The organism is Streptomyces sp. NPDC041713 (genome assembly GCF_055591085.1).
In genome coordinates this window covers 19,302-42,428 of the sequence record NZ_JBVIZY010000013.1, presented here as the reverse complement: position 1 = coordinate 42,428, position 23,127 = coordinate 19,302, and the positions used below count along the sequence as shown (strand labels likewise).

The window sequence follows — 23,127 nt, the reverse complement described above, 5'->3', positions numbered from 1 at the left end:
CAGGCCGGTGACGGGCCGATCAGCCGAGGTCCGGGATCCGCCAGTCGATCGGCTCGTGCCCCTGCGCGGCGACGGCGTCGTTGATCTGCGTGAAGGGGCGCGAGCCGAAGAACCGCTTCGCGGAGAGCGGCGAGGGGTGCGCGCCCTTGACCACGATGTGCCGCTCCTCGTCGATGAGCGGGAGCTTCTTCTGCGCGTAGTTCCCCCAGAGCACGAAGACGGCCGGGTCGGGGCGGTCGGCCACCGCCCTGATCACCGCGTCGGTGAACTTCTCCCAGCCCTTGCCCTTGTGGGAGTTGGCCTCGCCCGCGCGGACCGTCAGCACCGCGTTCAGCAACAGGACGCCCTGCTCGGCCCACGGCATCAGATAGCCGTTGTCCGGCACCGGGTGGCCGAGCTCCTCCCGCATCTCCTTGTAGATGTTCCGCAGCGAGGGCGGCGTCTTCACGCCGGGGCGCACGGAGAAGCAGAGACCGTGCCCCTGGCCCGCGCCGTGGTACGGGTCCTGGCCGAGGACCAGGACCTTCACGCGGTCGTACGGCGTCGCGTCGAGCGCGGCGAAGACCTCCTCGCGCGGAGGATAGACAGGGCCCTTCGCCCGCTCCTCCTCGACGAAGTCGGTGAGCTCCTTGAAATAGGGCTTCTGCAGCTCTTCGCCGAGGACTCCGCGCCAGGACGCGGGCAGCATGGCGATGTCGGTCACGTCAACAACCTCCGGGGTGCGATCACTTCTCACCCCAGAACCTACCGGCGCCCACTGACAATCCACTCGGCCGCCCGACCCACCGCGGGCGGGGCGGCCGCCGCTCGCCCCGCCCCGTGCCCTCCCGCTACCAGCTGGTCTTGCGCTGCAGCTCCCACATCATCATGATCGCCGAGGGGTCGAGGGCGCGCTCGCCGCCCGCGATCTCCTCGCTGGAGAGGATGTACTGCTTGCCCTGCCACACCGGCAGCAGCCTGACGTCGTCGACGAGGATCTCCTGCGCCCGCTCGAACTGGTCGATCACCGCGCCCCTGTCGGCCTCCCTGCGCTCGCGCGGCAGCACCTCGTCGGTGATCTCCTTGGACGGGTAGGGCGTGTTGAGGACGTTCTTCGGGCCCACGAACGGCGTGATGAAGTTGTCCGCGTCGGGGAAGTCGGGGAACCAGCCCCGGCCGAACACCGGATACTCGCCCTTGCTGTACCCCTCCTGGAACTGCGTCCAGGGGCGGCTCTTGAGCGTGATCTTGAACAGGCCCGAGCTCTCCAGCTGCCGCTTGATCTCGGCGAACTCCGGCTCGGTCGCCGAGCCGTAGCGGTCGGTGGTGTACCAGAGGGTGAGCGGTACCGGCTGGTGGATGCCGGCGTCGTTCAGGATCTTCTTCGCCTTGGTGACGCTGGGGTTGCCGTACTTGTCGAAGAAGCCGGTGGCGTGGCCCGTGAGCCCGCGCGGGACCATCGAGTACAGCGGTTCGACGGTGTCCTTGTAGATCTTGTGGGCGATGGCGCCCCGGTCGATGAGCTGCGCGAAGGCCCGCCGGACGGGCAGCTTCCGCGCCCAGGGGTCCTTGGTGTTGAACACCAGGTAGCGGATCTCGGTGCCCGAGCCCTCGACGAGCTCGATGTCCTGTTCACGTCGGCCGCGGCCCTGCATCGCGACGATGTCCTCGGAGGCGAGGCCGCGGAAGGTCACGTCGATCTGCTTGTTCTTCAGGGCGTCGATCATGGCCGACGACTTTTGGAAGTAGCGGATGGTGACGGCGTCGTTCTTGATGTCCGCCGCACCCTCGTAGTGGTCGTTCCTGACCAGCTCGGCCTTGTCGTTCGCGGCGTACGACTGCAGGGTGTACGGGCCGGAACCGGTGATCTCGGCGCCCTCGCGGAGCTTGTCCGCCGGGTACTCGCCGGGGTCGACGATCGACATGGCCGGCGTCGCGAGCACGAACGGGAACGTCGCGTCGGCCTTCTTGAGGCGGAAGACGACGGTCCGGTCGCCCTTGGTCGTGACCTTGTCGAGCGAGCCGAGCAGTCCGGTCGGTCCGCCCTTGGCCGCGATGGTCCGCATCCGGTCGAAGGAGTACTTGACGGCCGCCGCGTCCAGCTTGTCCCCGTCGGAGAACGTCAGGCCCTCGCGCAGCTCACAGACGAAGACCGTGCTGGTGGCGTCCTTGAACTCGCAGGACTCCGCGGCGTCCGGCTCGGGCTCGGTGGCCCCCGACGGGAAGCTCAGGAGGGTCTGGAAGACGTTCCTGTACAGCTCCCAGGAGCTGTCCCAGGCCTTGGCCGGGTCCAGGGTGCTGGGCGCGCTCATCGTGCCGACGGTGATCTGTTCCTCGTCGTCCGATCCTTCGGAGGACAGCACGCCGCACCCGGCCAGCAGGGATATGGACGCGATCGCCGCCACCGGTCGCAGACCCCTGGTCCGCCTGGCTGCGGGAACTTCACTGAACACGCGCACGCTCCTCGATCGGCCATGCCATGGAATCGGGAGACAATATCGCAGTGCCCCGCCGGCCCAACTACGGACGCCGACAGGGCACTTGATGTGTGTGTACGTCACCGAAAGCGGCGTACTGCACGGGTGTGGGGCCTTCGTCAGCCGACGCCCGCATTGAGGAAGATGCCGCCATCGACCACGAGTGTCTGGCCCGTGATCCAGTCGGACTGCACGGACGTGAGGAACGCCGCGGCGCCCCCGATGTCCTTCGGCACACCGAGCCGGCCGAGCGGGTAGGCGGCGGCCGCCTCCTCCTCGCGGCCCTCGTAGAGCGCCTGGGCGAACTTGGTCTTGACGACCGCGGGCGCGATGGCGTTCACGCGCACCTTCGGCGCGAACTCGTGCGCCAGCTGCAGGGTGAGGTTGACCATGGCGGCCTTGCTCATTCCGTACGCCCCGATGAACGGCGAGGGGGCGACGCCGGCGACGGAGGCGATGTTGACGATCGCGCCGCCGTTCTCGCTCTGCCAGGCCTTCCAGGTCTGCTGGGCGAAGCCGAGCGCCGAGATGACGTTGGTCTCGTACACCTTGCGGGCCACGTTCAGGTCGAGGTCGGCCATCGGGCCGAAGACCGGGTTCGTGCCCGCGTTGTTGACCAGGAAGTCGACCCGGCCGAACGCCTCCATCGTGCGCGCGACGGCGACGGCCTGGTGGGCCTCGTCGTGGGCCTTGCCCGCGACGCCGATGACCCGCTCCGAGCCGAGCTTCTCGACGGCCTCCTTGAGCGCGTCCTCGTTGCGCCCGGTGATGCAGACCCGGTCGCCGCGGGCGACCAGCGCCTCGGCGACGCCGTATCCGATGCCGCGGCTCGCGCCCGTGACGAGCGCGACCTTCCCACTGTCCTGCACAGCCATGATCTTCGCCTTCCAGCTTTCCGGGTCAGTTGAGCGGACCGCCGGCGACGTACATGACCTGACCGGAGACGAAGCCGGCCGCGTCGCCCGTGAAGAAGGCGATGGCGTTGGCGATGTCCTCGGGGCGGCCGACGCGCTGCACGGGGATCTGCGTCGCGGCCGCGGCCTGGAAGTCCTCGAAGCCCATGCCGACGCGCTCCGCGGTGGCCTTCGTCATCTCGGTGACGATGAAGCCGGGGGCGACGGAGTTGGCGGTGACGCCGAACTTGCCGAGCTCCTTGGCGAGGGTCTTGGTGAAGCCCTGCAGACCGGCCTTGGCGGCGGCGTAGTTGACCTGGCCGCGGTTGCCGAGCGCGGAGGACGAGGAGAGGTTCACGATGCGGCCGAACTTGGCGTCCACCATGTGCTTCTGGCACGCCTTGGACATCAGGAAGGCGCCGCGCAGGTGCACGTTCATGACCGTGTCCCAGTCGGTCGCGCTCATCTTGAAGAGGAGGTTGTCGCGGAGCACACCGGCGTTGTTGACGAGGATGGTGGGCGCGCCGAGCTCCTCGGCGATGCGGGCGACGGCGGCCTCGACCTGGGCCTCGTCGGACACGTCGCAGCCGACGGCGATCGCCTTGCCACCGGCCGCGGTGATCTGCGCGACGGTGTCCTTGCAGGCGGCCTCGTCGAGGTCGATGACGGCCACGGCGCGGCCCTCGGCGGCGAGCCGTACGGCGGTCGCCGCTCCGATGCCTCGCGCTGCACCGGTCACGACAGCGACGCGCTGCTCAGTGGTGGACATGCTGGTTCTCCTCGCCCTTGGATACGGCTCTTGGGGTGCGGCCCACGGTACGCCCCGATGGTGAGCGACCGCTTAGTACCTTCAGCTGGACGAGACGCTAGAAGCCCTGGCACCGGGTGTCAACGGCCCACCGGACAGGTGTGACGCTTTACCTCACGAGCAGGTCGAGGAGACGGTCGACCTCGGCCCCGGGATCCGCGGTCAGGCCGGTGTGCACGGGGCCGGGCTGCACCACCGTGGAACGCGGCGCGATCAGCCAGCGAAAGCGCCGTCCGGCGTCGTCGCCCGCGGCCTGCCCCGCGCCCTCGCCGCCCGCGCAGATCCGCTCGACGGCGCCGAGCGCGGCCCGGATCCCGGACACGTCGGCCGCGGGGTCGAGGGCGCGCAGCCTGGCCTCGTCGAGGTGGGTGCGGGCGGCCACGAAGGAGTGGGCGCGGCAGTAGACCACGACCCCCGCGTTGATCTGTTCGCCGCGCTCCACGCGCGGCACGACGCGCACCAGCGCGTACTCGAAGACGTCCCGTGCGGGCGTGGTCTGCTCGGTCACTTGGCGGCGCCCCTCGGCTCGGTCTTCGACTCGGTCTCCGGCCCTGTCTTCGGCTCCGTGTCCGGCAGGGTGATCCGCTCGTGGATGGTCGCGGCGCGCGGCAGCAGGGCCGCCACGTAGGCGCGGCGCACGTCGTCCGGCGTGTCGAAGCCGGGCTCGTCGGTCAGCCACGGCGCCGGCACCTCGGCCACGACCTCGGTGAGCAGCTCCTCGGTGACGAGGGGGGCGAGCTCGGCCGCGGCGGCCTCGATGTCGGGCCCGTAGGGGGCCAGGACGTGGTCCGACGCGTCGTACGGTTTGGCGGCGGCGGTCGCGGCGGTGCGCCAGTTGTGGTGCCAGATCATGCTCGCCCCGTGGTCGATGAGCCACAGGTCGCCGTGCAGGCGCAGCAGGTTGGGGTTGCGCCAGGAGCGGTCCACGTTGTTGATCAGGGCGTCGAACCAGACGATCCGGCCGGCTTCGGCGGGCCCGACGTGGAAGGCGAGCGGATCGAAGCCGAGGGCGCCCGACAGGAAGTCCATCCCGAGGTTGAGGCCGCCGCTCGCCTTGAGGAGCTCCTGCACGCGCTCGTCGGGCTCGCCGAGCCCGAGGACCGGGTCGAGCCGGATCCCCACGAGCCGCGGCACCCGCAGACCGAGCCTGCGGGCGAGTTCGCCGCAGATCACCTCCGCGACGAGCGTCTTGCGCCCCTGTCCCGCGCCGGTGAACTTGATGACGTACGTCCCGTACGTGCCGTGGTCGTCGGCCTCGACGACCCCCGGCAGCGAGCCGCCCTCCCGCAGGGGCGTGACGTAGCGGACCGCGGTGACTTCGCTGAGCATCGCCCCAGATTACTGCGGGTTCCACCCTGTTCGATCACGCGCGGAGCTGCCTACAGTGCCCGCCATGGACGCTTTGGATCTTCCTCGCCAGTTCGCGCGCACGCGCCGCTTCTCGCTGGGCGTGCCGCGCGGCTTCACGGTCTCGCCGGACGGCGCCCGCGTGCTGTTCCTGCGGTCGACCGCGGGGGACGATCCGGTGGCCCGGCTGTGGGTGTACGAGGACGGGGCCGAGCGCCTGCTGGCCGACCCGCTGTTCCTGGGCGCGACGGGGCCGGTGCCCGAGGCGGAGCGCGTCCGCAGGGAGCGGGCGCGGGAGGCGTCACAAGGAGTCGCGTCCTTCGCGACCGACCGGCAGGCGCGCGTGGCCGCGTTCGCGTTGGGCGGCGCGCTGTGGGTGGTGGACACGGACGGTGGGGTGCCGCGTCGGATCCGTACGGCGGGCCCGGTGGTCGACCCGCGCCCTTCGCCGGACGGGTCCCTGGTCGCGTACGTCTCCGGGGGCGCCCTGCGGGTGGTCGGCGTCGACGGCACGGGGGACAGGGCGCTCGCGGAGCCGGAGAGCGAGGAGGTCACGTACGGGCTCGCCGACCATGTGGCCGCCGAGTCGATGGGCAGGTCGCGCGGCTTCTGGTGGTCGCCCGGGAGCGACGCGCTGCTGGTGGCGCGGGTGGACGTCACACCGGTCCAGGTCTGGTGGCTCTCGGACCCGGCTCAGCCGCTGTCGCCGCCGCGGGCGGTCCGCTATCCGGCGGCGGGCACCGCCAACGCCGAGACGTCGCTGCACATCGTGCGGACGGCGGGCACCGGCGCCGGCACCCGGGTCCGGGTGAACCTTCCGGAGCGCGCGGCGGATCACGGTGCCGAGGCGCGGACGGACGATGCACGGACGGGCGACGCGCGGACGGACGACGCGCGGCTGGACGACGCTTGGACGGATGACGCCTTCGACTACGTCCCGACGGCGCACTGGGACGGCCACGGCCCGCTGGTCACGGTGCAGACCCGCGACCAGCGCACGATCCACGTCCTGGCGGTCGACCCGGAGACCGGCGAGACCCGGCGGTGCGGGGACCGACACGACCCCGCCTGGCTGGAATTGCTGCCCGGCACGCCGGTACGCCTGGGAAGCGGCGCTCTCGTGCTGCCCCGGAACGTGGCGGGCGGCACGCGTGGCCTCCGGGCCGGCGGGACGGAGACGCCCGGCGGTCTGCAGATACGTGAGGTGCTTGCCGTCACGGACGAACGCCTCTGGTTCACCGCGTCGACCGAGCCCACGGAGGTCCATGTCTGGTCGCTCGACCTGGGGCTCGGGGCGCGGGAGACCGGGGCCCCGCGACAGATCAGTGCAGGGCCCGGCGTGCACACGGCGGCCGTCGGGGGCGGCACCGTGGTCCTGGACAGCAGGACTCCCGACGGGCAGACGGTGACCGTGCTGCGCGAGGGCGAGCCCGTCGGACGGATCGCCGTGCACGCCGAGGAACCGGTCGTGACCCCGCGCCCCCGTCATCTCACGCTCGGCGCGCGGGAGTTGCGCAGCGCGCTGTACCTGCCGTCCTGGCACGAGCCGGGTTCCGGGAAGCTGCCCGTACTGCTCTCCCCCTACGGGGGTCCGGGGATGCAGATCGTGGTGCACGCGCGCGCGTGGTGGACGGTCGTGGCCCAGTGGTTCGCCGAGCAGGGGTACGCGGTGCTCGTCACGGACGGGCGCGGTACGCCGGGGCGCGGCGCCGACTGGGAGACGTCCGTGCACGGCGACCAGCTGACGCCGGTGCTCGACGACCAGGTGGCCGCGCTGCACGCCGCCGCGGAGCTGTACCCCGACCTGGACCTGGCGCGGGTGGGGATCCGGGGGTGGTCGTTCGGCGGTTATCTGGCGGCGGGCGCGGTGCTGCACCGGCCCGACGTCTTCCACGCGGCGGTGGCGGGCGCGGCCCCCTCGGACCTGCGCCTCTACGACACGCACTGGAAGGAGCGCTACCTCGGCCATCCCGACGTGCGCGCGGACGCGTACGAGAGGTGCTCGCTGGTCGCGCACGCGCACCGGCTGAGCAGGCCGCTGATGCTGGTGCACGGCCTGTCCGACGACAACGTCTTCCCCGTCCACATGCTGCGCCTCTCCTCGGCGCTGCTGGCCGCGGGCCGCCCGCACACCGTGCTGCCGCTGTCCGGCGCGAGCCACCGGGTGAGCGGCGAGGACCAGGTGGCGAACCTGCTCCGTCTCGAACGGGACTTCCTGGACGCGCATCTGGGTGAGCGGGTGAGCGGGTGAACGCGGACGGAAGCGGACGGAAAACGTTGAGCGGGTGAACATCGGGGCCCGCGGCTCCGTACCCATGGCCATGACGACTTCCGAAGAGACGGCCTGCGGGCCCTGTCGCCGTACCGTCGTGGCCACGCTCGGCGCCGCGGGGTTCGCCGCCGCCCTCACGGCCTGTGGAGCGGGCGACGACAAGGACGCCTCCGAACCCGCGGGCGCGCAGGAACCGGACGGTGACGCGGCCGCCGAAGGGTCCGTGCTCGCCGCGACGTCGGACATCCCGGTGGGCGGCGGCAAGATCTTCAAGGACGCGGGCGTGGTGGTCACCCAGCCCACCGAGGGCAAGTTCAAGGCGTTCTCGAACCGGTGCACCCACAAGGGCTGCCCGGTGTCGAGCGTCTCGGACGGCACCGTCAACTGTCCCTGCCACGGCAGCAAGTTCGACGTGGCCGACGGCAGCGTGAAGGACGGCCCCGCCCCGAAACCGCTGCCCGCCGCGCGGATCACCGTGACGGGCGGCTCCATCAAGCTGGCCTGACGCCTGAGGCCTGATGCCTGACGCCTATTGCCTGATGTGTAACGCCTAGCGCCTAACCGGTCCGGCCCGGGCGTTTCCAGGCGGCCAGCACCTCCTCGGTGGTGGTGACGGTGGCGACGAGCGCGAGGGTGTTGCGGATCATCACGGGTGTGTAGTCGGCGGGGACACCGGCGATGGCGTCGGACGGCACGACGGCGGCGTAGCCGAGGTTCACGGCGTCGAACACGGCGTTCGGGATCGCCACGTTGGCGGAGACCCCGGTGACCAGCAGCGTGCGGCAGCCGAGGTTGCGCAGCAGGGGGTCGACGTCGGTGCCCGCGAGGGGCGAGAGCCCGTGCAGCCGGCGTACGACGAAGTCCTCGTCGGCCACCTCGATGGGCGGCGCGATCCGTACGGCCGCGGTACCCGAGAGCTGCTGTACGGGCAGCCGTTCGGCGGCGCGGAAGAGGCGGGCGTTGTGGTTGGCGCCCCGCCCGTCGGGCCGCCGCTCGGCGACCGCGTGCAGGACCTGGACACCGCTCTGGTGGGCCGCGGTCACCAGCCGTGCGACGTTACCGAGCGCGCCCGACGACCGTGCCTCCGCGGCGAGTTCGGGCAGGGCGCTCTCGGTGCCGACGACGCCCTGTTGGCACTCGACGGTCAGCAAGGCCGTGGTGGCGGGGTCGAGGAGTTCCCTGAGCTGTTCGTACGACGGCATGGCTCCTCCTGGTCGCGGAATCCGCGCGAGGCTAACGGCCATTGCGTCACGAAGGAAGACCCCGCATCATTTCCTGACGCGTAGTCAGCATGCCTGGAAAAGCCGGGACTTGGGAGGAAACATGGCCGTCACGCAGCGCCGGGGCCGCAGGATCATGATGACGCCGGAGGAGCTCGACGCGTTCCTCGCCTCGGAACGCACCTGCCGGGTGGCGACCGTGTCCGCGGACGGCGCCCCGCACGTCAGCACCCTGTGGTTCGCGTGGGACGGCACCTCGATGTGGCTGTACTCCATCACCCGCAGCAAGCGCTGGTCCGACCTGCGCAAGGAGCCGCGGATCGCGGTGGTGGTGGACACCGGCGAGGAGTACGGGGAGCTGCGCGGCGTGGAGCTCTCGGGCACGGTGGAGTTCGTCGGCGAGGCACCGCGCACGGGCGAACCGTGTCCCGAACTCGACGCGCCGGAGCGGCTGTTCGCCCAGAAGGTCTTCGGCCTGACCGAGATGCCGCACGACGGCCGCCACGCGTGGATCCGGCTGACACCGGACGCCGTCGCGTCCTGGGACTTCCGGAAACTGGCCTCGATCGGGCGTGGCGAGACGAGCTGAGGCGCGCCCCAGCGCGGCCACCCTTCCGGCCCGCCTCCCCTCCCCCACCGGCTACCGCAACCCGGCCCCCGCCCCTCTCAGCGCCTCCGCCGCCGCCCTGATCGACGGGCGGCGGTCGGCGTCCGCGCGCCACACCACGTACACATGACGCCGCACCCGGTGCCGCACCGGGACCGTGCGGACGCCCGCCGGCATCGGGTCGCGGCCCAGCTGCGGCGCCACGCACACGCCCAACCCGGCGGCCACCAGCGCGAGTTGCGTGTGGTGCTCCTCCGCGCGGTGCGCGACACGGGGTTCGATGCCCTTGCCGCGCAGCGTGAACATCAGCCACTCGTGGCAGAACTCGCCCTCGGCCCAGGTGATCCACTCGTCGTCCGCGAACTCCTCCAGATCCACCTCCGCGCGGTCGGCGAGCGGGTGCGCGGCGGGCATCGCGATGTCCGCGGGGTCGTCGAGGAGGGGCTCCTTGACGAGTCCGTCCGGGATCGGCAACGGTTTGTTGTACCAGTCGAGGACGATCGCCATGTCGATGTCACCGCGCACCACGGCGGCGACGGCCGGCGTCGGCTCCATCTCGTGGCAGCCCACCCGCAGCCCGGGGTGCTCGGCGCGCAGCGCGGACAGCGTGGCGGGCATCAGGCCGCGCATGGCCGTGGGGAACGCGGAGATCCGCAGCTCGCCGACCACCTTGCCGCGTTGCTCCTCCAGGTCCGCCTGGGCCAGTTCGACCTGCGAGAGGATCCGGGCCGCGTGCTCGGCGAGCAGCCGTCCGGCATCGGTGAGGCGCACTCCCCGGCCGTTCTTCGCGAGGAGTTGCTGCCCCACCTCGCGCTCCAGCTTCGTCATCTGCTGGGAGACCGCGGACGTCGTGACGTGCAGGCCCGCGGCCGCTCCGCTGACGGAACCGTGCCGGGCGAGGGCGTCGAGCGTACGCAGCCGCTCCAGATTCAACATGTAAGCGATGCTACGGGATACCGGGCACAGAATCTCGCTTGTGCTACGAGATCGCCGGGGTCCATCGTGAACGCATGACCACCGCGCCCCCGCCTCCCCGATCGCCGCACGCCACAGCTGCAGTCGCAGCCCCAGCGCCAGCCACAGCCGCAGCCGCCGACCTCTCCGCGACGCCCGCGTCCCCTCCCGCCTCCCCCGCCCTCGACTGGCGCATCCGCTTCGGCGCCCTCTCCCTGATCTGGGGCTTCAGCTTCCTGCTGATCAAGGTGGGCACGGAAGGGTACGCGCCCTTCCAAGTAACCCTGGGGAGACTGGCGTTCGGCACGGTCGTGATCGTCGCCGTGCTCGCGGTGAAGCGGCAGCGCCTGCCCCGCGACGCACGGACCTGGCTGCATCTGACGGTGGCGGCCCTCCTGCTCAACGCCCTGCCGTTCTCGCTGTTCGCGTACGCGGAGCTCACCATCCCGTCGACGCTCGCCGGGATCTGCAACGCGACGTCGCCGCTGTGGGGCATGACGCTCTCCGTCGTCGCGCTCTCCGAGGACCGGCCTTCCCGGCGCCGCGTCGCGGGCCTCGGCATCGGCTTCCTTGGGGTGCTCACGGTGCTCGGCGCGTGGCAGGGCTTCAGCGGGCTGGATCTGCGCGGTACGGCGCTCGCGCTGCTCGCCTCGCTCAGCTACCCGGTCGGCTGGATCTACGTGCGCCGCACGCTGGCCGGCTCCGGACACTCCAGCCTCGCACTGGCCGGCGCCCAGCTCCTCGTCGCGACCGTCGAACTGGCCGTGGTGACCCCGCTGTTCACGAGTTTCCCGACGCACTTCCCCGTCGTGCCGCTGCTGGCGATCGCGGCGCTGGGCGCCCTCGGCACCGGGGTCGCCTTCCTCCTGCAGTACGCGCTGGTCGCCGAGGTCGGCCCGACCACCGCCCAGATGGTCACGTACTTCGTCCCGGTCATCGCGACCGCGGCGGGCGTCGCCGTGCTCGGCGAGTCGCTGAGCTGGTCGACGCCGGTGGGCGCGGTCATCGTCCTGGCGGGCGCGGCGCTCACCCAGTCCAGGCCGCGGGCGCGCGCCGAGGCGGTCCCCACCGACCGGGCGGCACCGCACCAGTCGTAGCGACGCACCGCACCAGCCCTAGCGACGCACCACGTCAGTCGTAGCGGCGCGCCGGAGCGGGCCCGGTGGCGGAGGCGACGGCTTCCGCCACCGCGACGATGTCGTCGTCGCCGAGCGCCGCCACGGTGATCCGCACCCCGGGCGGCGTACCCAGCCGGAATCTCGCGCCCGGCGCCACGGCCCAGCCGGCGTGCAGCAGCCGCGCGACCGCCCCCGTCTCGTCCGGGACGGGCACCCAGACGTTCATGCCGCTGCGCCCGTACGCGACCACGCCCCGCTCGGCGAGCGCGGCGATCAACGCGTCCCTGCGCCGCGCGTAGGACGCCGCCACCACGCGCGCGTCGACCGCGCCCTCGGCCCAGAGCCGCGCCACGGCACGCTGCTGCAGCCGGCTCACCCAGCCGGGGCCGAGCCGCTGGCGCCCCTGCACCCGGTCGACGGTGACGGGGTCGCCGGTCAGGACGGCGAGCCGCAGATCGGGCCCGTACGCCTTGGCGGTCGAGCGGGTGAGGGCCCAGCTGCGGGTCGACCCGGCCAGCGGGTGCAGCGGCAGGTCGACGATGCCGTGGCCGTGGTCGTCCTCGATGAGCAGCACGTCCGCGTGCGCGGCGAACACCTCGCGCAGGGCACGCGCGCGCGGCGCGGTGACGGCGGCGCCCGTGGGGTTCTGTGCGCGGTCCGTCACGATGGCCGCCCGCGCGCCGGAGGCCAGCGCCCGCTCCATGTCGGCGGGCAGCGGCCCCTCGTCGTCCACGCCCACCGGGACCGGGCGCAGCCCCAGTGCGGGGACCAGGTCGAGCAGGCTCCCCCAGCCCGGATCCTCCAGGGCCACCGCGTCGCCGGGCCTGAGGTGGGCGGCGAGCACCCGCTCGATGGCGTCGAGCGATCCGGAGGTGACGGCGAGCGGTGCGCGGGGCACCCCGTCGGCGTCGAAGGCGGCTCGCGCGTGGCGTTCGAGTTCCGGGTCCACCGCCGCCTCCCCGTAGAGGACGGGGTGGTGGTCGGCCTGGGCCGCGGCGGCCGTGAAGGCGGCGGTGAGCGGGGGCAGGAGCTCGGGGTCCGGATTGCCCTGGGAGACGTTGCGCACCCCGGGTGGCGCGTCCACCCGGATCAGTTCGCGCGTGGTGGTGGCGGGCTTCGGGCGCACGCGGCTGCCGCGCCGCCCGGCCGTCTCGATGACGCCCCGCTCCCGCAGCGTGCGGTAGGCGGCCGCGACGGTATTGGGATTCACCCCGAGCTTGGCCGCCAACTCTCGCATGGGCGGCAGCAGTTGCCCCGGTTCGAGGCCGCCTTCCCCCACGGCCCGCTCGACGCTGGCCGCAATCTCGGCTGCGCGCCGACCTTCGATCCGATACTCTCCTAGCACAAAGCAGATTATGCACTAATGCAATAGCTCCTCGCAAGCGGGCGCAGTACCGAGCAGGACCAGCCCGGGGTGGGAGCGACGGCTTCAGCAGCAGCAAGAAGTACCAGTACAGGGAGAGCACCATGCAGACGTCGACGCCGAGCAGCACCGCCCCCGGGCCGGAGGACAGCGCCGCCTACACGCCCACCGACCGCACCGTCCCCACCCGCTCGCGGGAGCGCGCCGCGTACGACCACGCGTCGGTGCACGCGATACTCGACGAGGCCTACGTCTGCCACCTCGGGTTCGTGCGGGACGGCGCCCCTGTCGTGCTGCCGACGCTCTACGCGCGGGTGGGCAACCGCCTCTACGTGCACGGCTCGACGGGGTCCCGGCCGCTGCGGATGGCGGGCTCCGCCCCCGCCGCCGAGCAGGAGGACCCGGGCCTGCAGGTGTGCCTGACGGTCACCCACGTCGACGGCCTGGTGCTCGCCCGGTCCGCCTTCCACCACTCCATCAACTACCGCTCCGTGGTGGTCCACGGCACCGCCCACCAGGTCACGGACCCGAAGGAGAAGCGGGCCGCCCTGGACGCCCTCGTCGACCACGTCGTGCCGGGCCGCGCGGCCGACTCGCGCCCGGCCGACGCCAAGGAGCTCGCGGCCACCGCCGTCCTGCGCCTCGACCTCGACGAGGTGTCGGCGAAGGCGCGCACGGGCGGCCCGAACGACGAGCCGGAGGACATGGACCTCCCCTACTGGGCCGGCGTGGTCCCCCTCCGCAAGGGGTACGACGCCCTGATCCCCTCGGAGGACCTCGCCCCGGGCATCGACGTACCGGCCTACCTGACCGAGCGCTGAGCTGACACCGATCGGCTCCTGGGAGCGCCGCGCCCTCGCGTCGTCACACCGTCGCGGGAGGGCGCGGCCCCATTCCCCCCCTACGCGGGCGCGGCCCCCCGCCGTTCCGCCACCGCGCTCCGCGTCTCCGCGACACCGAGGCCCGTCACCGCGGCCAGCATCAGCGCCGTGCCGACCACGGTCGCGGCCGTCAGCGCCTCGCCGAGCAGGACGACCGCGATGACCGCCGCGCCCACGGGCTCGAGGAGCATGATCACGGAGACGGTCGCGGAGCGCACGACGGCGGCCCCGGCGAAGTACAGCGCGTAGGCGACCGCAGTCGGTACGGCGGCGATGTACAGCAAGTAGCCGCCCACCCGGAGGGGTTCGGCGGTGTGCGGCAGCAGCCCCTCCACCGAGGCGAGCGGCAGCAGGAGCAGTGCGACGACGGCGAACGCCCAGACCGTGGTGTCGGACGAGTCGGCACCGCCGGACCGTCCCCACCGCCGCGTGAGCAGCGTCATCGCGGCGTACGCGGCGGCGGAGAGAAGCCCCCACACCACGCCCACCGGCCGCACGGTCGCGCCCGCCCCGCCGTCGGCGCCCCCGAGCACCAGCACGACGAGGCCGGCGAGCGCGCCCACGACCGCGACGGCACCGCCGCCCCCGAGCCGCTCCCCCAGCGTCAGCCGCGCGCCGAGCGCGATGAGGACGGGACCCGATCCCATCGTGACGACGGTGCCGACCGCGAGGCCGGTCGCCTCGACGGACGCGAAGTAGGCGGTCTGGAACACGGCGAGGGCGACGCCCGTCACGACGACCTGGCGCACTCGAGCGGCCGCCGCACCCGGCACCGTCCTCCCGGGCCCCCGCCGCCCACGACGCCCCTGACGCCCCCACCGCCCGGCAGCGCGGGCCGCGAGCAGCAGTACGAACCCGCCCGCGCAACGCCAGAAGGAGAGGCTGATCGGCCCCATGTCGCCGGCCCCGAAGACCAGCGCGGCGGCGGCACCCGCGGTGCCCCAAGCGGTACCGGCGACGATCAGAAAGAGCAGTCCCCGCCCGACGGACAGCCCGGGCGCGACGGGCACGCAGGGCACGGCGGATGGGACAGAAGAGACGGCTGAGACAGCTGAAACGGAAGGCGAGCCGACAGGCACGCCGGACGTACTCGGCAGATGTGACACGTGAATTCTCCGCAGCAGAGAGGGATGACTGGCTCCGTCTGCGGGCAGCACCGTTCCGCCCCGGCCGTCACAGGCCCGGGCGAGATCCGTGAGCGCCCCGCGCTAAGCGGCGGGGGGCGGAAGAACGAGTGCGCGCGAATGCATGTCCGGCACCCTAGGCCGGGCCTCCGCTGCGCGACAACTCCGTTTCGGAGTCCGGGACCACCCCCGGCACGACCGGTTCGGACGGCGCCGACGACTGGGCGATGAACGCACCCACGAGCACGATCGCGCCACCGACGACCTGCGGCGCGGAGAGGTGCTCGCCGAGGACGACCCAGGCGAGCGCGGTCGCGATCACCGCTTCCAGGCAGGCGACGACGCCGGCCACCTGGGGCGAGAGCCTGCGCACTGACAGCACACCGGTGACGTACGCGACGACCGTGGCGATCAGCACGATCCACGCGAGCAGCGCCCAGGCCGGAACGGACGAGCCGTCCAGGTCGGCGTCGCCCGCGAGCACGGACCAGTCCATGCCCCAGGGCCGTGCGACGACGGTCAGTACGGCGGTGCCGACGAGCAGCCCGTACGCGATGACGCCCAGCGGATCCGGGGCGTCCGCGCCCGCGTCGCTGCCCTGGTCGGACAGGACGAAGTAGCCGACCTGGCAACAGGCGGCGCCGAGTGCGAGCAGCAGCCCGACGGCGTCGAAGCTCAGCCCCGACCACACCTCGACGACACAGGCGAGCCCGCCGACGGCGAGCACGACGCCGAGCGCGGCGGCCCGGGTGACGGGGCGGCGCTGCACGAAGCGCACCCAGCCGAGGACGAGCGCGGGGGCGAGGTATTCGATCAGCAGCGCGACGCCGACGGGGATACGGGAGAGGGCCGCGAAGTAACAGGCCTGGACGCCCGCGACGGCGAGGAGGCCGAACCCGACGAGGAGCGCGGGCCTGCTCCGCAACAGCCCGCGGTGGCGCCAGGCCACCGGCAGCATGACCAGGGCGGCGCCCGCCACCCGCAGCCACACCACATGGAGCGGGTCGAGTCCCGCCTCGATCAGCGGTTTCGCCGCGACACCGGAGCCGCCGAAGGCGACCGCCGAGACCAGGGCCAGCGCGAGGCCGACGCCCCGGCCGCTCTTGCCCTGGCCACCGCTCCGTTCGCCGCCGCGCGGTTCGCCGCCGCGGTCGCCCGTACCGCCCTGGGCCCTTCGGCCGTCGTGGCTGCCCCGGCCGCCTCGGTCGGCCCGATCGCCGTGGCTCCTCAGGCTCGCCCGGCTCTCCTGTATCCCGTCAGACGCTTGCACCGGCACATCATGGCAGGCGACGTCATGACCGTCACCCTCTTAGACCCCTGTCTCACGGTGCGGACGCCACGAGCTCGCCGCAGGCGCCCCGAACCCACGAAAGGCCGGCCCCTCACCAGGACCGACCCTCATCCACGTAGAACTTCGCCGGCACCGGTGCCGCACACCGCGGCCGCGCTCAGCAGCCGCCGTCCCGCCCCTCGGGCTCCGCCCGCCCCCCGGCGAACCCATGGCCGCCGGACGCGTACTGCCGGCACCCCGCCTCAATGCGCCCGAGCAGCACGTCGACGGCGACCCGGGCCCGCCCGAGGACCTCGACGGCGCGGCAGTCGGGGTCGGCGACGAGGCCGGCGAGCAGGTCCATGCCGATGGCCCGCGCCTCGCCGCGCAGTTCGGCCCGTTCCAGGGCCACGTCCATCGCCGTACCGGCCGCGGGCGACCAGCCCGCCTCCGCCACGGAGGACACCACCGGCACCGCGCCGGAGTCCTCCACCGTCCCCTGCCACCGCAGGCCGTAGCCGATGCTGCGCTGGACGAGGTAGCCGAGGACCCGCACCGCCTGCGCGCCGCTCTCGAAGACGGCGCGCACCTCGGGGTCGGTCTCCATCAGGGAGTGCAACAGGTGCGCGGTGTCGATCTGCCGGTCCCCGTCCCGCACCGCGCGCCGGCGCGCGCCGGCCACGACGGACGCCAGCTCCGCGCTGAGTCTGGAGTCGGATTCTGCTCGGGTCGGGCCGGGTTCGGCGCCGGGCGGGGTACGGCTTTGCACTCTCCCACCCCATCAACCCCCGGCGGCATATGCATCGGCGGCGGGAAGCATCTTGGCGTCCGACACAGGTTGGGCAAGCGTGCGTTGGTTGTCCTCCTTACGGATGAGATCCGACCTCTCGCCCTCCGGGGCGCGCGCCGTCTTGCCGCGCGCCGTCCCGTCCCCCATCGGTCCGCAACCACGGCCCGGCGCCACACGTCTCACTGGCATGGGGCACAGGTGCTGGATGGTCGCCCTGCCGGCGGTCGACGGCAGGCAGTACGTCTACCGGGTGTACGCACCCGACGACGCGCTGCCCGCCGACCTGTTCTGGGAGGCCTGGCACTGCCACGACGAGAGCCCGTACCCGCGGGCGTCGGACCTCTTCGACGCGGCGGTGATACGACGGGTCGGGTGAGGCGGGCCGGCTCGTCCGCCGCGCAGCCCTCGGACCTCACCCCCTGAGCCCCTCAGACGCTCCGCGTCCCGATGACCACCGTCGCGTACAGCTCCTCGTCCTCGACGACGCGGGCCGCGAGCCCGGCCCGCTCGACGGCGTCGACGGCGGCGGGCACCTGCTGTTCGCTCGTCTCGAAGAGCAGGTGGCCACCGGGAGCGAGCCACTCGGGCGCCTCCCTGGTCACCCGGCGCAGCACGTCGAGCCCGTCCGCCCCGCCGTCGAGTGCCACCCGCGCCTCGTGGACGCGGGCCTCGGCGGGCAGCAGTCCGACCTCCCCGGTCGGCACGTACGGGACGTTGGCGAGCAGGATGCCGACGCGGCCGCGGAGGGCGTCGGGCAGCGGGTCGTAGAGGTCGCCCTCGTGGACCTCGCCCCCGGCACCGGCGACGTTGCGGCGGGCGCAGCGGACCGCCGCCGGGTCGATGTCGGCCGCGTGCAGCTCGACGGGGCCCAGGGCGGCGGCGAGCGCGGCGCCGAGCGCGCCCGATCCGCAGCACAGGTCGACGACGACGGGCTCGCGCCCGGCGAGGGCGACGGCCTGGCCGACGAGGAACTCGGTGCGACGGCGCGGCACGAAGACCCCCGGGCCCACGGCGATCCGCAGACCGCGGAACTCCGCCCATCCAAGGACGTGTTCGAGCGGGAGGCCGCCCGCACGACGCTCGACCATGGCGGCCAGTTCGGCCGGGGTGCGGGCGGCGGAGAGAAGCAACTCGGCCTCGTCCTCGGCGAAGACGCAGCCCGCGGCGCGCAGCGTGCCGACGACGGCGGAGCGGTCCGCCGAGGGGAGAGAGAAGGGGTGGGCCGAAGAGAAAGCTGGAACCGACATGCGAAGAAAACCTTTCGGGATCCCGACGGGGCTCCCTCGGTCACCTATGCCGGGTGAACCGCGCGGTCGCGAAGGGGGAGCACCCGACCTGTCACTGCGGTAATGGGTCTCACCTCCAAAGCGCGCCGCCTGTGTCCCTCACAGGGCATCAGCACACTACCCCACGGCCAGACGCCGACCCGCGGCGCAGCAAACCTGACGGTTCATCAGTATTGAATGTTCCGGACCCTGCGGCTACGTTCCGCGACACCGTAGCTGCGGCCGTCGCAGCGCCCGACGGGAAGGGGTGGCCGCATGGCCGAAGTCAGCGCGGAAGCACGGATCGAGGCGCCCGCCGAGAAGGTCTGGGCTCAGCTCACCGACTTCTCCTCGTACGGCGAGTGGAACTCCACGCACACCAGCTTTCCGCAGGGCGGCCCCACCACCCTGGAGGCGGGCGGCACCTTCGTGGAGAACATGAAGCTGATGGGCTTCCCCGCCGAGGTCAACTGGACCATCGAGGAGCTGGAGACCGCCCGCACCCTGGCCATCGCGGGCAACGGCCCGATGGGCGTCAACGTCTCCACCCGCTACTCCCTCGCACCCGAGGGTTCCGGCACGGTGGTCCGCATCGAGGGCGAGTTCACCGGCGCCGCCGTCTCCCTGATGGCGGGCAAGCTCAAGGACTCGGCGATCGCCGCCCTCAACGAGTCACTGCGGAAGCTGGACGACCTGGTGACGTGACACCCGTCGCCTCTGCCCCACCCCGCACCCCTCCCGCACCTCCACCGGCAGAACGAAAGAGGCGCCCCGCACCATACGTGCGGGGCGCCTCGTCGCGGCGGGGCCTTCGGCCCCGACCACGTCAGTCCTCATCGGCGAGGATCAGGTACAGCTTCTTGCGGGCGTCGTTGATGACGGAGACCGCCTTCTCGCGCTGCTCCTTGCTGCCGGTCTTCCAGACCTGGCCGAACGCCTCCATCAGACCGAAGCCGGCCTGCCGGATCTCGTTCAGCGTCTCCCAGTCGACGCCGCGCCCGGCCTCTTCCCAGGGCGCCTCCGGACCTTCGGCGGCAGCCTCGCGGCCGGCGTCCGTGAGGGAGAACAGCTTCTTGCCGCCCTCGCTCGCGCTGCTGATCAGGCCCTCGTCCTCCAGGAGTTGGAGGGTGGGGTAGACCGAGCCGGGACTGGGCTTCCACGCCCCGCCGCTGCGCTCGGCGATCTCCTGGATCATTTCGTAGCCGTGCATGGGCCGGTCCTTCAGAAGGGCCAGGATCGACGCGCGTACGTCACCGCGCCGAGCCCGCCCACGAGGGCCGCCCCGCCCGCCGCGTCCGCCCCAGGGACCACCGGGTCCACCGGGTCCGCCGAAGCCGGGGCCGAAGGGACCGAACGCACCGCGTCGCCCCTCGAAGCCGCCGAAGCCGCCGAATCCTTCGCGTCCGAATCCTTCACGGCCCTCGGGGCCGCCGTGTCGACCATGTCCATGGCCGCGTCCGTGCTCGTGTTCAAAACCGTGGGAACGCATAGCGATCACTCCTTGGTGTAGTCGATTGGACGATCCGATCTTTGATCAGTCGCGAACCTGTCGCGATGCCTCAAAGATATATCGGAACAGCTCGCACGACAACCCCCGCCCGCGAGCTGGGCTCGGATGTCGGCCGTCGAGGCGGCGGGTTGTCCTGGCCGGGTGCGGACGTCATGATCGCGACATGGCTGACGAGACGGTGGTCGAGAAGACCTGGCGCGGGATATTGGAGGGGCATCCCGGGGCACGGAGGGGGGAGCCGGCGGTCATAGCGGCCGCCTACGCCGAACCGCGGTTGCGGGCCTTGTTCCCTTTTCCGAGTCACGGGGCGCTCAGCTTCCACCGGAACACGCAGGACCCGTGGAGCAACGACCTGCCGTTCATCGTGGGGGGCGTGACATCGTGCATCGTGTACGCGCCGCTGGGCGTGCCGCAGCGTGTCCTGGGAGAGTCACTCACACCGCAGGAGGCGGCCGCGCTGGTAGTGGCCCACCTGCCCCCTGACTGCGGCCCGGCCTTCGACGGACCGTGGCCCCCACCGAAGAACTCCGTCGACTGAACCAGCCGCCGAGCTGCCGCGCCGGTTCACACGGTCAAACTTCGCTGAGACTAATCAACCTTCGCCGAGACGGGACGGGACGGTCTCTCCGTCGCCATCGAACCTGGACCGCTCCTCGGCGACGTCGCACGGCCGGGCATGATCGAGGCGTGAACATGGCGGATGGGCTGGCACAAGCTGCCAAGGACGGAGACGCGGCCGCGGTCGCCCAGTGGCTGGACGCCGGTGCCGAGGTGGACGCCCTGAGCACGGCGAGGCGTACCGCGCTGGATCTCGCGGTGCATGCAGGGCATACCGAGATTGTTCGCCTGCTCCTTGCCGCGGGAGCCGATCCGCAGCAGCGAGCGGGTGAGTACGGCGAGTTGACGCCGCTGTGCGTGGCGGCCATGCACGGGCACACGGCAGTAGCGGGACTCCTTCTCGACGCCGGCGCCCCCACCGGCGCCCAGGGCAGGCTGAACCACGTACCGCTGGTGCTGGCAGCGACGACCGGCGAGCAGGGGCGCCCGCAGACCGTGGCCTTGCTCCTACGTCATGGCGCGGACATCAACGGAACGATGAAGGACAAGACTCCCCTTGAGTGGACGGCTGCCTTCGGGCAGGTGCAGGTGATGCGCCAACTGCTCACCCTGGGCGCGACACCGACAGCGAAGGCGCTGAGCGAGGCCCGCGCAGGCGCCGAGCGGTGGCCGGAGGCCGCACAGAAGTACGCGCTCATCATCGACGCCCTGCACGCTGCGGGTATCGAGGACTGAGCTTCCGGCCGTCCAGGTGTGGCGAAGCCCTCGACCGCAGGAGCCAATCCGCGCCGAAGACAAGTCCAGTGACACGCGATTGGCCTTACCCTCCGCCCCGCGCGGCCCTCTACCGTCGACCCCATGCCGACTCCGACTCCGACATCCCACCGCATCCGCGTCGTCGACGCCTTCACGGACCGCCCCTTCGCCGGCAACCCGGCCGGGGTCCTGCTCCTCGACGCCTTCCCCGACGACACCTGGCTGCAGCACGTGGCCACGGAGGTCAACCACGCGGAGACCGCCTTCGCCCACCCGCTGCCCGAGGACGCCGACGCCGACGCCGATTGGGCGCTGCGCTGGTTCACACCCGCCACCGAGGTCGACCTCTGCGGCCATGCCACTTTGGCCACGGCCCACGTCCTGCACACCACGGGCGCCGCGTCCGGCACGGTCCGCTTCGCCACCCGCAGCGGGGTCCTCACGGCGAGCGCGCACGAGGACGGCTCCCTCACCCTGGACTTTCCGACCGCCCCGCTCACCGAGGCCGCCGTCCCCGACGGCATCGCCCAGGCCCTCGGAGCCACACCGCTCGCCGCGTACGACACGGGCCGGCAGGTCGGCGACCTGCTGGTCGAACTCGCCGACGAGAAGACGGTCCGGTCGCTCACCCCGGACCACAAGGCCCTCGTCCGCCACTCCGAGCGCGGCATCATCGCCACGGCCAGGGCCGAGAACCCCTCCGGTGACTACGACTTCGTCTCGCGCTGCTTCTTCCCGCGCGTCGGCATCGACGAGGACCCGGTGACGGGCAGCGCGCACACCGCCCTCGCCCCCTTCTGGTCCGAGCGCATCGGCCGCGCCGGGCTGACCGGCCTGCAGGCCTCGCCCCGCACCGGCCTGGTCCGCACGGAGCTGCGCGGCGACCGCACCCTGCTGAGCGGCCGCGCGGTCACGGTCATCGAGGGCGAGCTCTTCGCCTGACCGCACCCACGGACACGGTGGTGGGGACGTACGAGCAACTCGTACGCCCCCACCACCGATACCGTCGATCCGCCGCGCGCCCCTTCTCACGAAGGCGTCGGCAGCCAGTCCACCCTCCCCGCGAGCAGCGCGTACCCGACGAACGCCCCGACATCCAGCAGCGTGTGCGCCACCACCAGCGGCCCGACCCGCCCCCACCTGCGGTAGAGCAGCACGAACACCACGCCCATCGCGACGTTCCCGAAGAACCCGCCGATGCCCTGATACAGGTGGTACGAGCCCCGCAGCACCGAACTGCCGACCAGCGCGGCCATCGGCGTCCACCCCAACTGCCCGAGCCTGCGCAGCAGATAGCCGACGACGATCACCTCCTCCAGGACCGCGTTCTGCACCGCGGACAGCACGAGGACGGGGTACTTCCACCACACGTCCGGCAGGTCCTCGGGCACCACGGTGAGGTTGAAGCCGAGCCCGCGCGCCGCCAGGTAGAAGGCGATGCCCGTGCTGCCGATCACCGCGGCGACCGCGGCGCCGCGCCCCAGGTCGGGCCACGGCCGCGTCCGGTCGAACCCGATCGTCCGCAGCCCCGCCCTCTCCCGCAGCAGGAAGTGCGCGACCAGCGCCACCGGTACCAACGCCGTGGCGATTCCGAACAGTTGCCACGCCAAATCCAGCCAGGGACGCCCCGGCGCCGCCGAACTGTTCAGGGTGGCGGCCTGGTCCTTGAGACCACCCGGCTTGGTGACCGAGCCGACAAAGCTGATCAGCGCGGACACTCCGCTCGCCCCGAGCGAGAGGGCCAGGACGAGCAACGTCTCATCCCGGAGGGTGCGCCGCGAGGGCCCGTCCGCTGGAAAAGAACCGGCCATCGGCCCCGGCTCCGCTTGCACTGACGCCTCCAGTTGAGTAATCCCGCCTCATCCCCATCCTCGTCCCGCTAGGGTCTCGAAAGAAGTTACGAAGATCGTGCGCGACAGGCCGAGGGGGACGGAC

The 23,127-nt window shown here is 72.2% G+C and carries 25 protein-coding genes; 10 read left to right on the top strand and 15 right to left on the bottom strand.

Going from position 1 to position 23,127, the window contains the following annotated elements:
* Positions 1–19: 19 nt before the first annotated feature.
* The 6 genes from ung to ACZ6CV_RS30735 all read right to left on the bottom strand — a co-directional run bounded on the left by ung (position 20) and on the right by ACZ6CV_RS30735 (position 5,486).
* Positions 20–703: a uracil-DNA glycosylase gene (gene ung / locus ACZ6CV_RS30760; protein WP_362370609.1), complete on the bottom strand. Its 684-nt coding sequence runs from the start codon at positions 701–703 to the stop codon at positions 20–22.
* Positions 704–830: 127 nt separating this feature from the next.
* Positions 831–2,438, bottom strand: a complete 1,608-nt coding sequence (locus ACZ6CV_RS30755; RefSeq protein WP_469254278.1) for an ABC transporter substrate-binding protein — start codon at positions 2,436–2,438, stop codon at positions 831–833.
* Positions 2,439–2,575: 137 nt separating this feature from the next.
* Positions 2,576–3,331, bottom strand: a complete 756-nt coding sequence (locus tag ACZ6CV_RS30750) for an SDR family oxidoreductase (protein WP_362370614.1) — start codon at positions 3,329–3,331, stop codon at positions 2,576–2,578.
* Between the two features lie 25 nt (positions 3,332–3,356).
* Positions 3,357–4,118, bottom strand: coding sequence for a 3-oxoacyl-ACP reductase FabG (gene fabG, locus ACZ6CV_RS30745; protein ID WP_362370617.1), 762 nt, complete (start codon positions 4,116–4,118; stop codon positions 3,357–3,359).
* Between the two features lie 148 nt (positions 4,119–4,266).
* On the bottom strand, positions 4,267–4,665 hold the full coding sequence (locus tag ACZ6CV_RS30740; RefSeq protein ID WP_362370620.1) for a DUF3037 domain-containing protein: 399 nt from the start codon (positions 4,663–4,665) through the stop codon (positions 4,267–4,269).
* Positions 4,662–5,486 (bottom strand): HipA family kinase, encoded by an 825-nt coding sequence (locus ACZ6CV_RS30735; protein WP_469254275.1) that lies wholly within the window; start codon positions 5,484–5,486, stop codon positions 4,662–4,664. The genes ACZ6CV_RS30740 and ACZ6CV_RS30735 overlap by 4 nt, the downstream gene beginning before the upstream one ends.
* Before the next feature lie 64 nt (positions 5,487–5,550).
* On the opposite strand from ACZ6CV_RS30735, the gene ACZ6CV_RS30730 reads away from it, so the two are divergent.
* Both ACZ6CV_RS30730 and ACZ6CV_RS30725 read left to right on the top strand, forming a co-directional pair.
* Positions 5,551–7,755, top strand: a complete 2,205-nt coding sequence (locus ACZ6CV_RS30730) for a S9 family peptidase (protein WP_469254274.1) — start codon at positions 5,551–5,553, stop codon at positions 7,753–7,755.
* Between the two features lie 70 nt (positions 7,756–7,825).
* Positions 7,826–8,281: a Rieske (2Fe-2S) protein gene (locus ACZ6CV_RS30725; RefSeq protein ID WP_469254272.1), complete on the top strand. Its 456-nt coding sequence runs from the start codon at positions 7,826–7,828 to the stop codon at positions 8,279–8,281.
* Positions 8,282–8,333: 52 nt separating this feature from the next.
* Here ACZ6CV_RS30725 and ACZ6CV_RS30720 read toward each other — a convergent pair whose 3' ends face one another.
* Entirely contained in the window at positions 8,334–8,978 is a 645-nt protein-coding gene (locus tag ACZ6CV_RS30720) for a cysteine hydrolase family protein (RefSeq protein WP_469254270.1), read from the bottom strand.
* 121 nt (positions 8,979–9,099) lie between these two features.
* Between ACZ6CV_RS30720 and ACZ6CV_RS30715 the strand changes: the two genes are divergently transcribed.
* A complete protein-coding gene (locus ACZ6CV_RS30715; protein ID WP_469254268.1) occupies positions 9,100–9,585 on the top strand; it encodes a pyridoxamine 5'-phosphate oxidase family protein in 486 nt (161 codons plus the stop codon).
* A 51-nt stretch (positions 9,586–9,636) separates the two neighbouring features.
* Here the strand turns inward: ACZ6CV_RS30715 and ACZ6CV_RS30710 are convergent, their stop codons facing one another.
* Entirely contained in the window at positions 9,637–10,539 is a 903-nt protein-coding gene (locus ACZ6CV_RS30710; protein WP_469254266.1) for a LysR family transcriptional regulator, read from the bottom strand.
* Between the two features lie 74 nt (positions 10,540–10,613).
* On the opposite strand from ACZ6CV_RS30710, the gene ACZ6CV_RS30705 reads away from it, so the two are divergent.
* Positions 10,614–11,654 carry a DMT family transporter gene (locus ACZ6CV_RS30705; protein WP_469254264.1) on the top strand — a complete coding sequence of 347 codons (1,041 nt, stop codon included), beginning with the start codon at positions 10,614–10,616 and terminating at the stop codon, positions 11,652–11,654.
* 34 nt (positions 11,655–11,688) lie between these two features.
* Here ACZ6CV_RS30705 and ACZ6CV_RS30700 read toward each other — a convergent pair whose 3' ends face one another.
* Positions 11,689–13,020 carry an aminotransferase class I/II-fold pyridoxal phosphate-dependent enzyme gene (locus tag ACZ6CV_RS30700; protein WP_469254263.1) on the bottom strand — a complete coding sequence of 444 codons (1,332 nt, stop codon included), beginning with the start codon at positions 13,018–13,020 and terminating at the stop codon, positions 11,689–11,691.
* 122 nt (positions 13,021–13,142) lie between these two features.
* Between ACZ6CV_RS30700 and ACZ6CV_RS30695 the strand changes: the two genes are divergently transcribed.
* The gene (locus tag ACZ6CV_RS30695) at positions 13,143–13,859 is read left to right on the top strand and encodes a pyridoxamine 5'-phosphate oxidase family protein (RefSeq protein WP_469254261.1); all 717 of its coding nucleotides are present in this window, start codon (positions 13,143–13,145) and stop codon (positions 13,857–13,859) included.
* Positions 13,860–13,939: 80 nt separating this feature from the next.
* Here ACZ6CV_RS30695 and ACZ6CV_RS30690 read toward each other — a convergent pair whose 3' ends face one another.
* The 3 genes from ACZ6CV_RS30690 to ACZ6CV_RS30680 all read right to left on the bottom strand — a co-directional run bounded on the left by ACZ6CV_RS30690 (position 13,940) and on the right by ACZ6CV_RS30680 (position 17,082).
* Positions 13,940–14,929, bottom strand: coding sequence for a DMT family transporter (locus ACZ6CV_RS30690; RefSeq protein WP_469254259.1), 990 nt, complete (start codon positions 14,927–14,929; stop codon positions 13,940–13,942).
* Positions 14,930–15,179: 250 nt separating this feature from the next.
* Positions 15,180–16,121: an EamA family transporter gene (locus tag ACZ6CV_RS30685; protein ID WP_469254486.1), complete on the bottom strand. Its 942-nt coding sequence runs from the start codon at positions 16,119–16,121 to the stop codon at positions 15,180–15,182.
* A 370-nt stretch (positions 16,122–16,491) separates the two neighbouring features.
* Complete coding sequence (locus ACZ6CV_RS30680) at positions 16,492–17,082, bottom strand: peptidase (protein WP_469254257.1); 591 nt, start codon at positions 17,080–17,082, stop codon at positions 16,492–16,494.
* A 208-nt stretch (positions 17,083–17,290) separates the two neighbouring features.
* Between ACZ6CV_RS30680 and ACZ6CV_RS30675 the strand changes: the two genes are divergently transcribed.
* Positions 17,291–17,479: a hypothetical protein gene (locus tag ACZ6CV_RS30675; RefSeq protein ID WP_355814872.1), complete on the top strand. Its 189-nt coding sequence runs from the start codon at positions 17,291–17,293 to the stop codon at positions 17,477–17,479.
* A 52-nt stretch (positions 17,480–17,531) separates the two neighbouring features.
* Here the strand turns inward: ACZ6CV_RS30675 and ACZ6CV_RS30670 are convergent, their stop codons facing one another.
* Positions 17,532–18,350: a putative protein N(5)-glutamine methyltransferase gene (locus ACZ6CV_RS30670; protein ID WP_469254255.1), complete on the bottom strand. Its 819-nt coding sequence runs from the start codon at positions 18,348–18,350 to the stop codon at positions 17,532–17,534.
* A gap of 294 nt (positions 18,351–18,644) precedes the next feature.
* Here ACZ6CV_RS30670 and ACZ6CV_RS30665 point away from each other — a divergent pair, with 294 nt between their 5' ends.
* Positions 18,645–19,073 (top strand): type II toxin-antitoxin system Rv0910 family toxin, encoded by a 429-nt coding sequence (locus ACZ6CV_RS30665; protein ID WP_469254244.1) that lies wholly within the window; start codon positions 18,645–18,647, stop codon positions 19,071–19,073.
* A 121-nt stretch (positions 19,074–19,194) separates the two neighbouring features.
* Here the strand turns inward: ACZ6CV_RS30665 and ACZ6CV_RS30660 are convergent, their stop codons facing one another.
* Complete coding sequence (locus ACZ6CV_RS30660; protein WP_358708049.1) at positions 19,195–19,857, bottom strand: PadR family transcriptional regulator; 663 nt, start codon at positions 19,855–19,857, stop codon at positions 19,195–19,197.
* A 184-nt stretch (positions 19,858–20,041) separates the two neighbouring features.
* Here ACZ6CV_RS30660 and ACZ6CV_RS30655 point away from each other — a divergent pair, with 184 nt between their 5' ends.
* The 3 genes from ACZ6CV_RS30655 (at position 20,042) to ACZ6CV_RS30645 (ending at position 22,134) form a co-directional block, all read left to right on the top strand.
* The gene (locus ACZ6CV_RS30655) at positions 20,042–20,416 is read left to right on the top strand and encodes a DUF6193 family natural product biosynthesis protein (RefSeq protein WP_469254242.1); all 375 of its coding nucleotides are present in this window, start codon (positions 20,042–20,044) and stop codon (positions 20,414–20,416) included.
* A gap of 155 nt (positions 20,417–20,571) precedes the next feature.
* Positions 20,572–21,171 (top strand): ankyrin repeat domain-containing protein, encoded by a 600-nt coding sequence (locus tag ACZ6CV_RS30650; protein ID WP_469254484.1) that lies wholly within the window; start codon positions 20,572–20,574, stop codon positions 21,169–21,171.
* Between the two features lie 123 nt (positions 21,172–21,294).
* A complete protein-coding gene (locus ACZ6CV_RS30645; RefSeq protein ID WP_469254240.1) occupies positions 21,295–22,134 on the top strand; it encodes a PhzF family phenazine biosynthesis protein in 840 nt (279 codons plus the stop codon).
* A gap of 86 nt (positions 22,135–22,220) precedes the next feature.
* Here ACZ6CV_RS30645 and ACZ6CV_RS30640 read toward each other — a convergent pair whose 3' ends face one another.
* Positions 22,221–23,024, bottom strand: coding sequence for a CPBP family intramembrane glutamic endopeptidase (locus tag ACZ6CV_RS30640; protein WP_469254239.1), 804 nt, complete (start codon positions 23,022–23,024; stop codon positions 22,221–22,223).
* Positions 23,025–23,127: the final 103 nt, after the last annotated feature.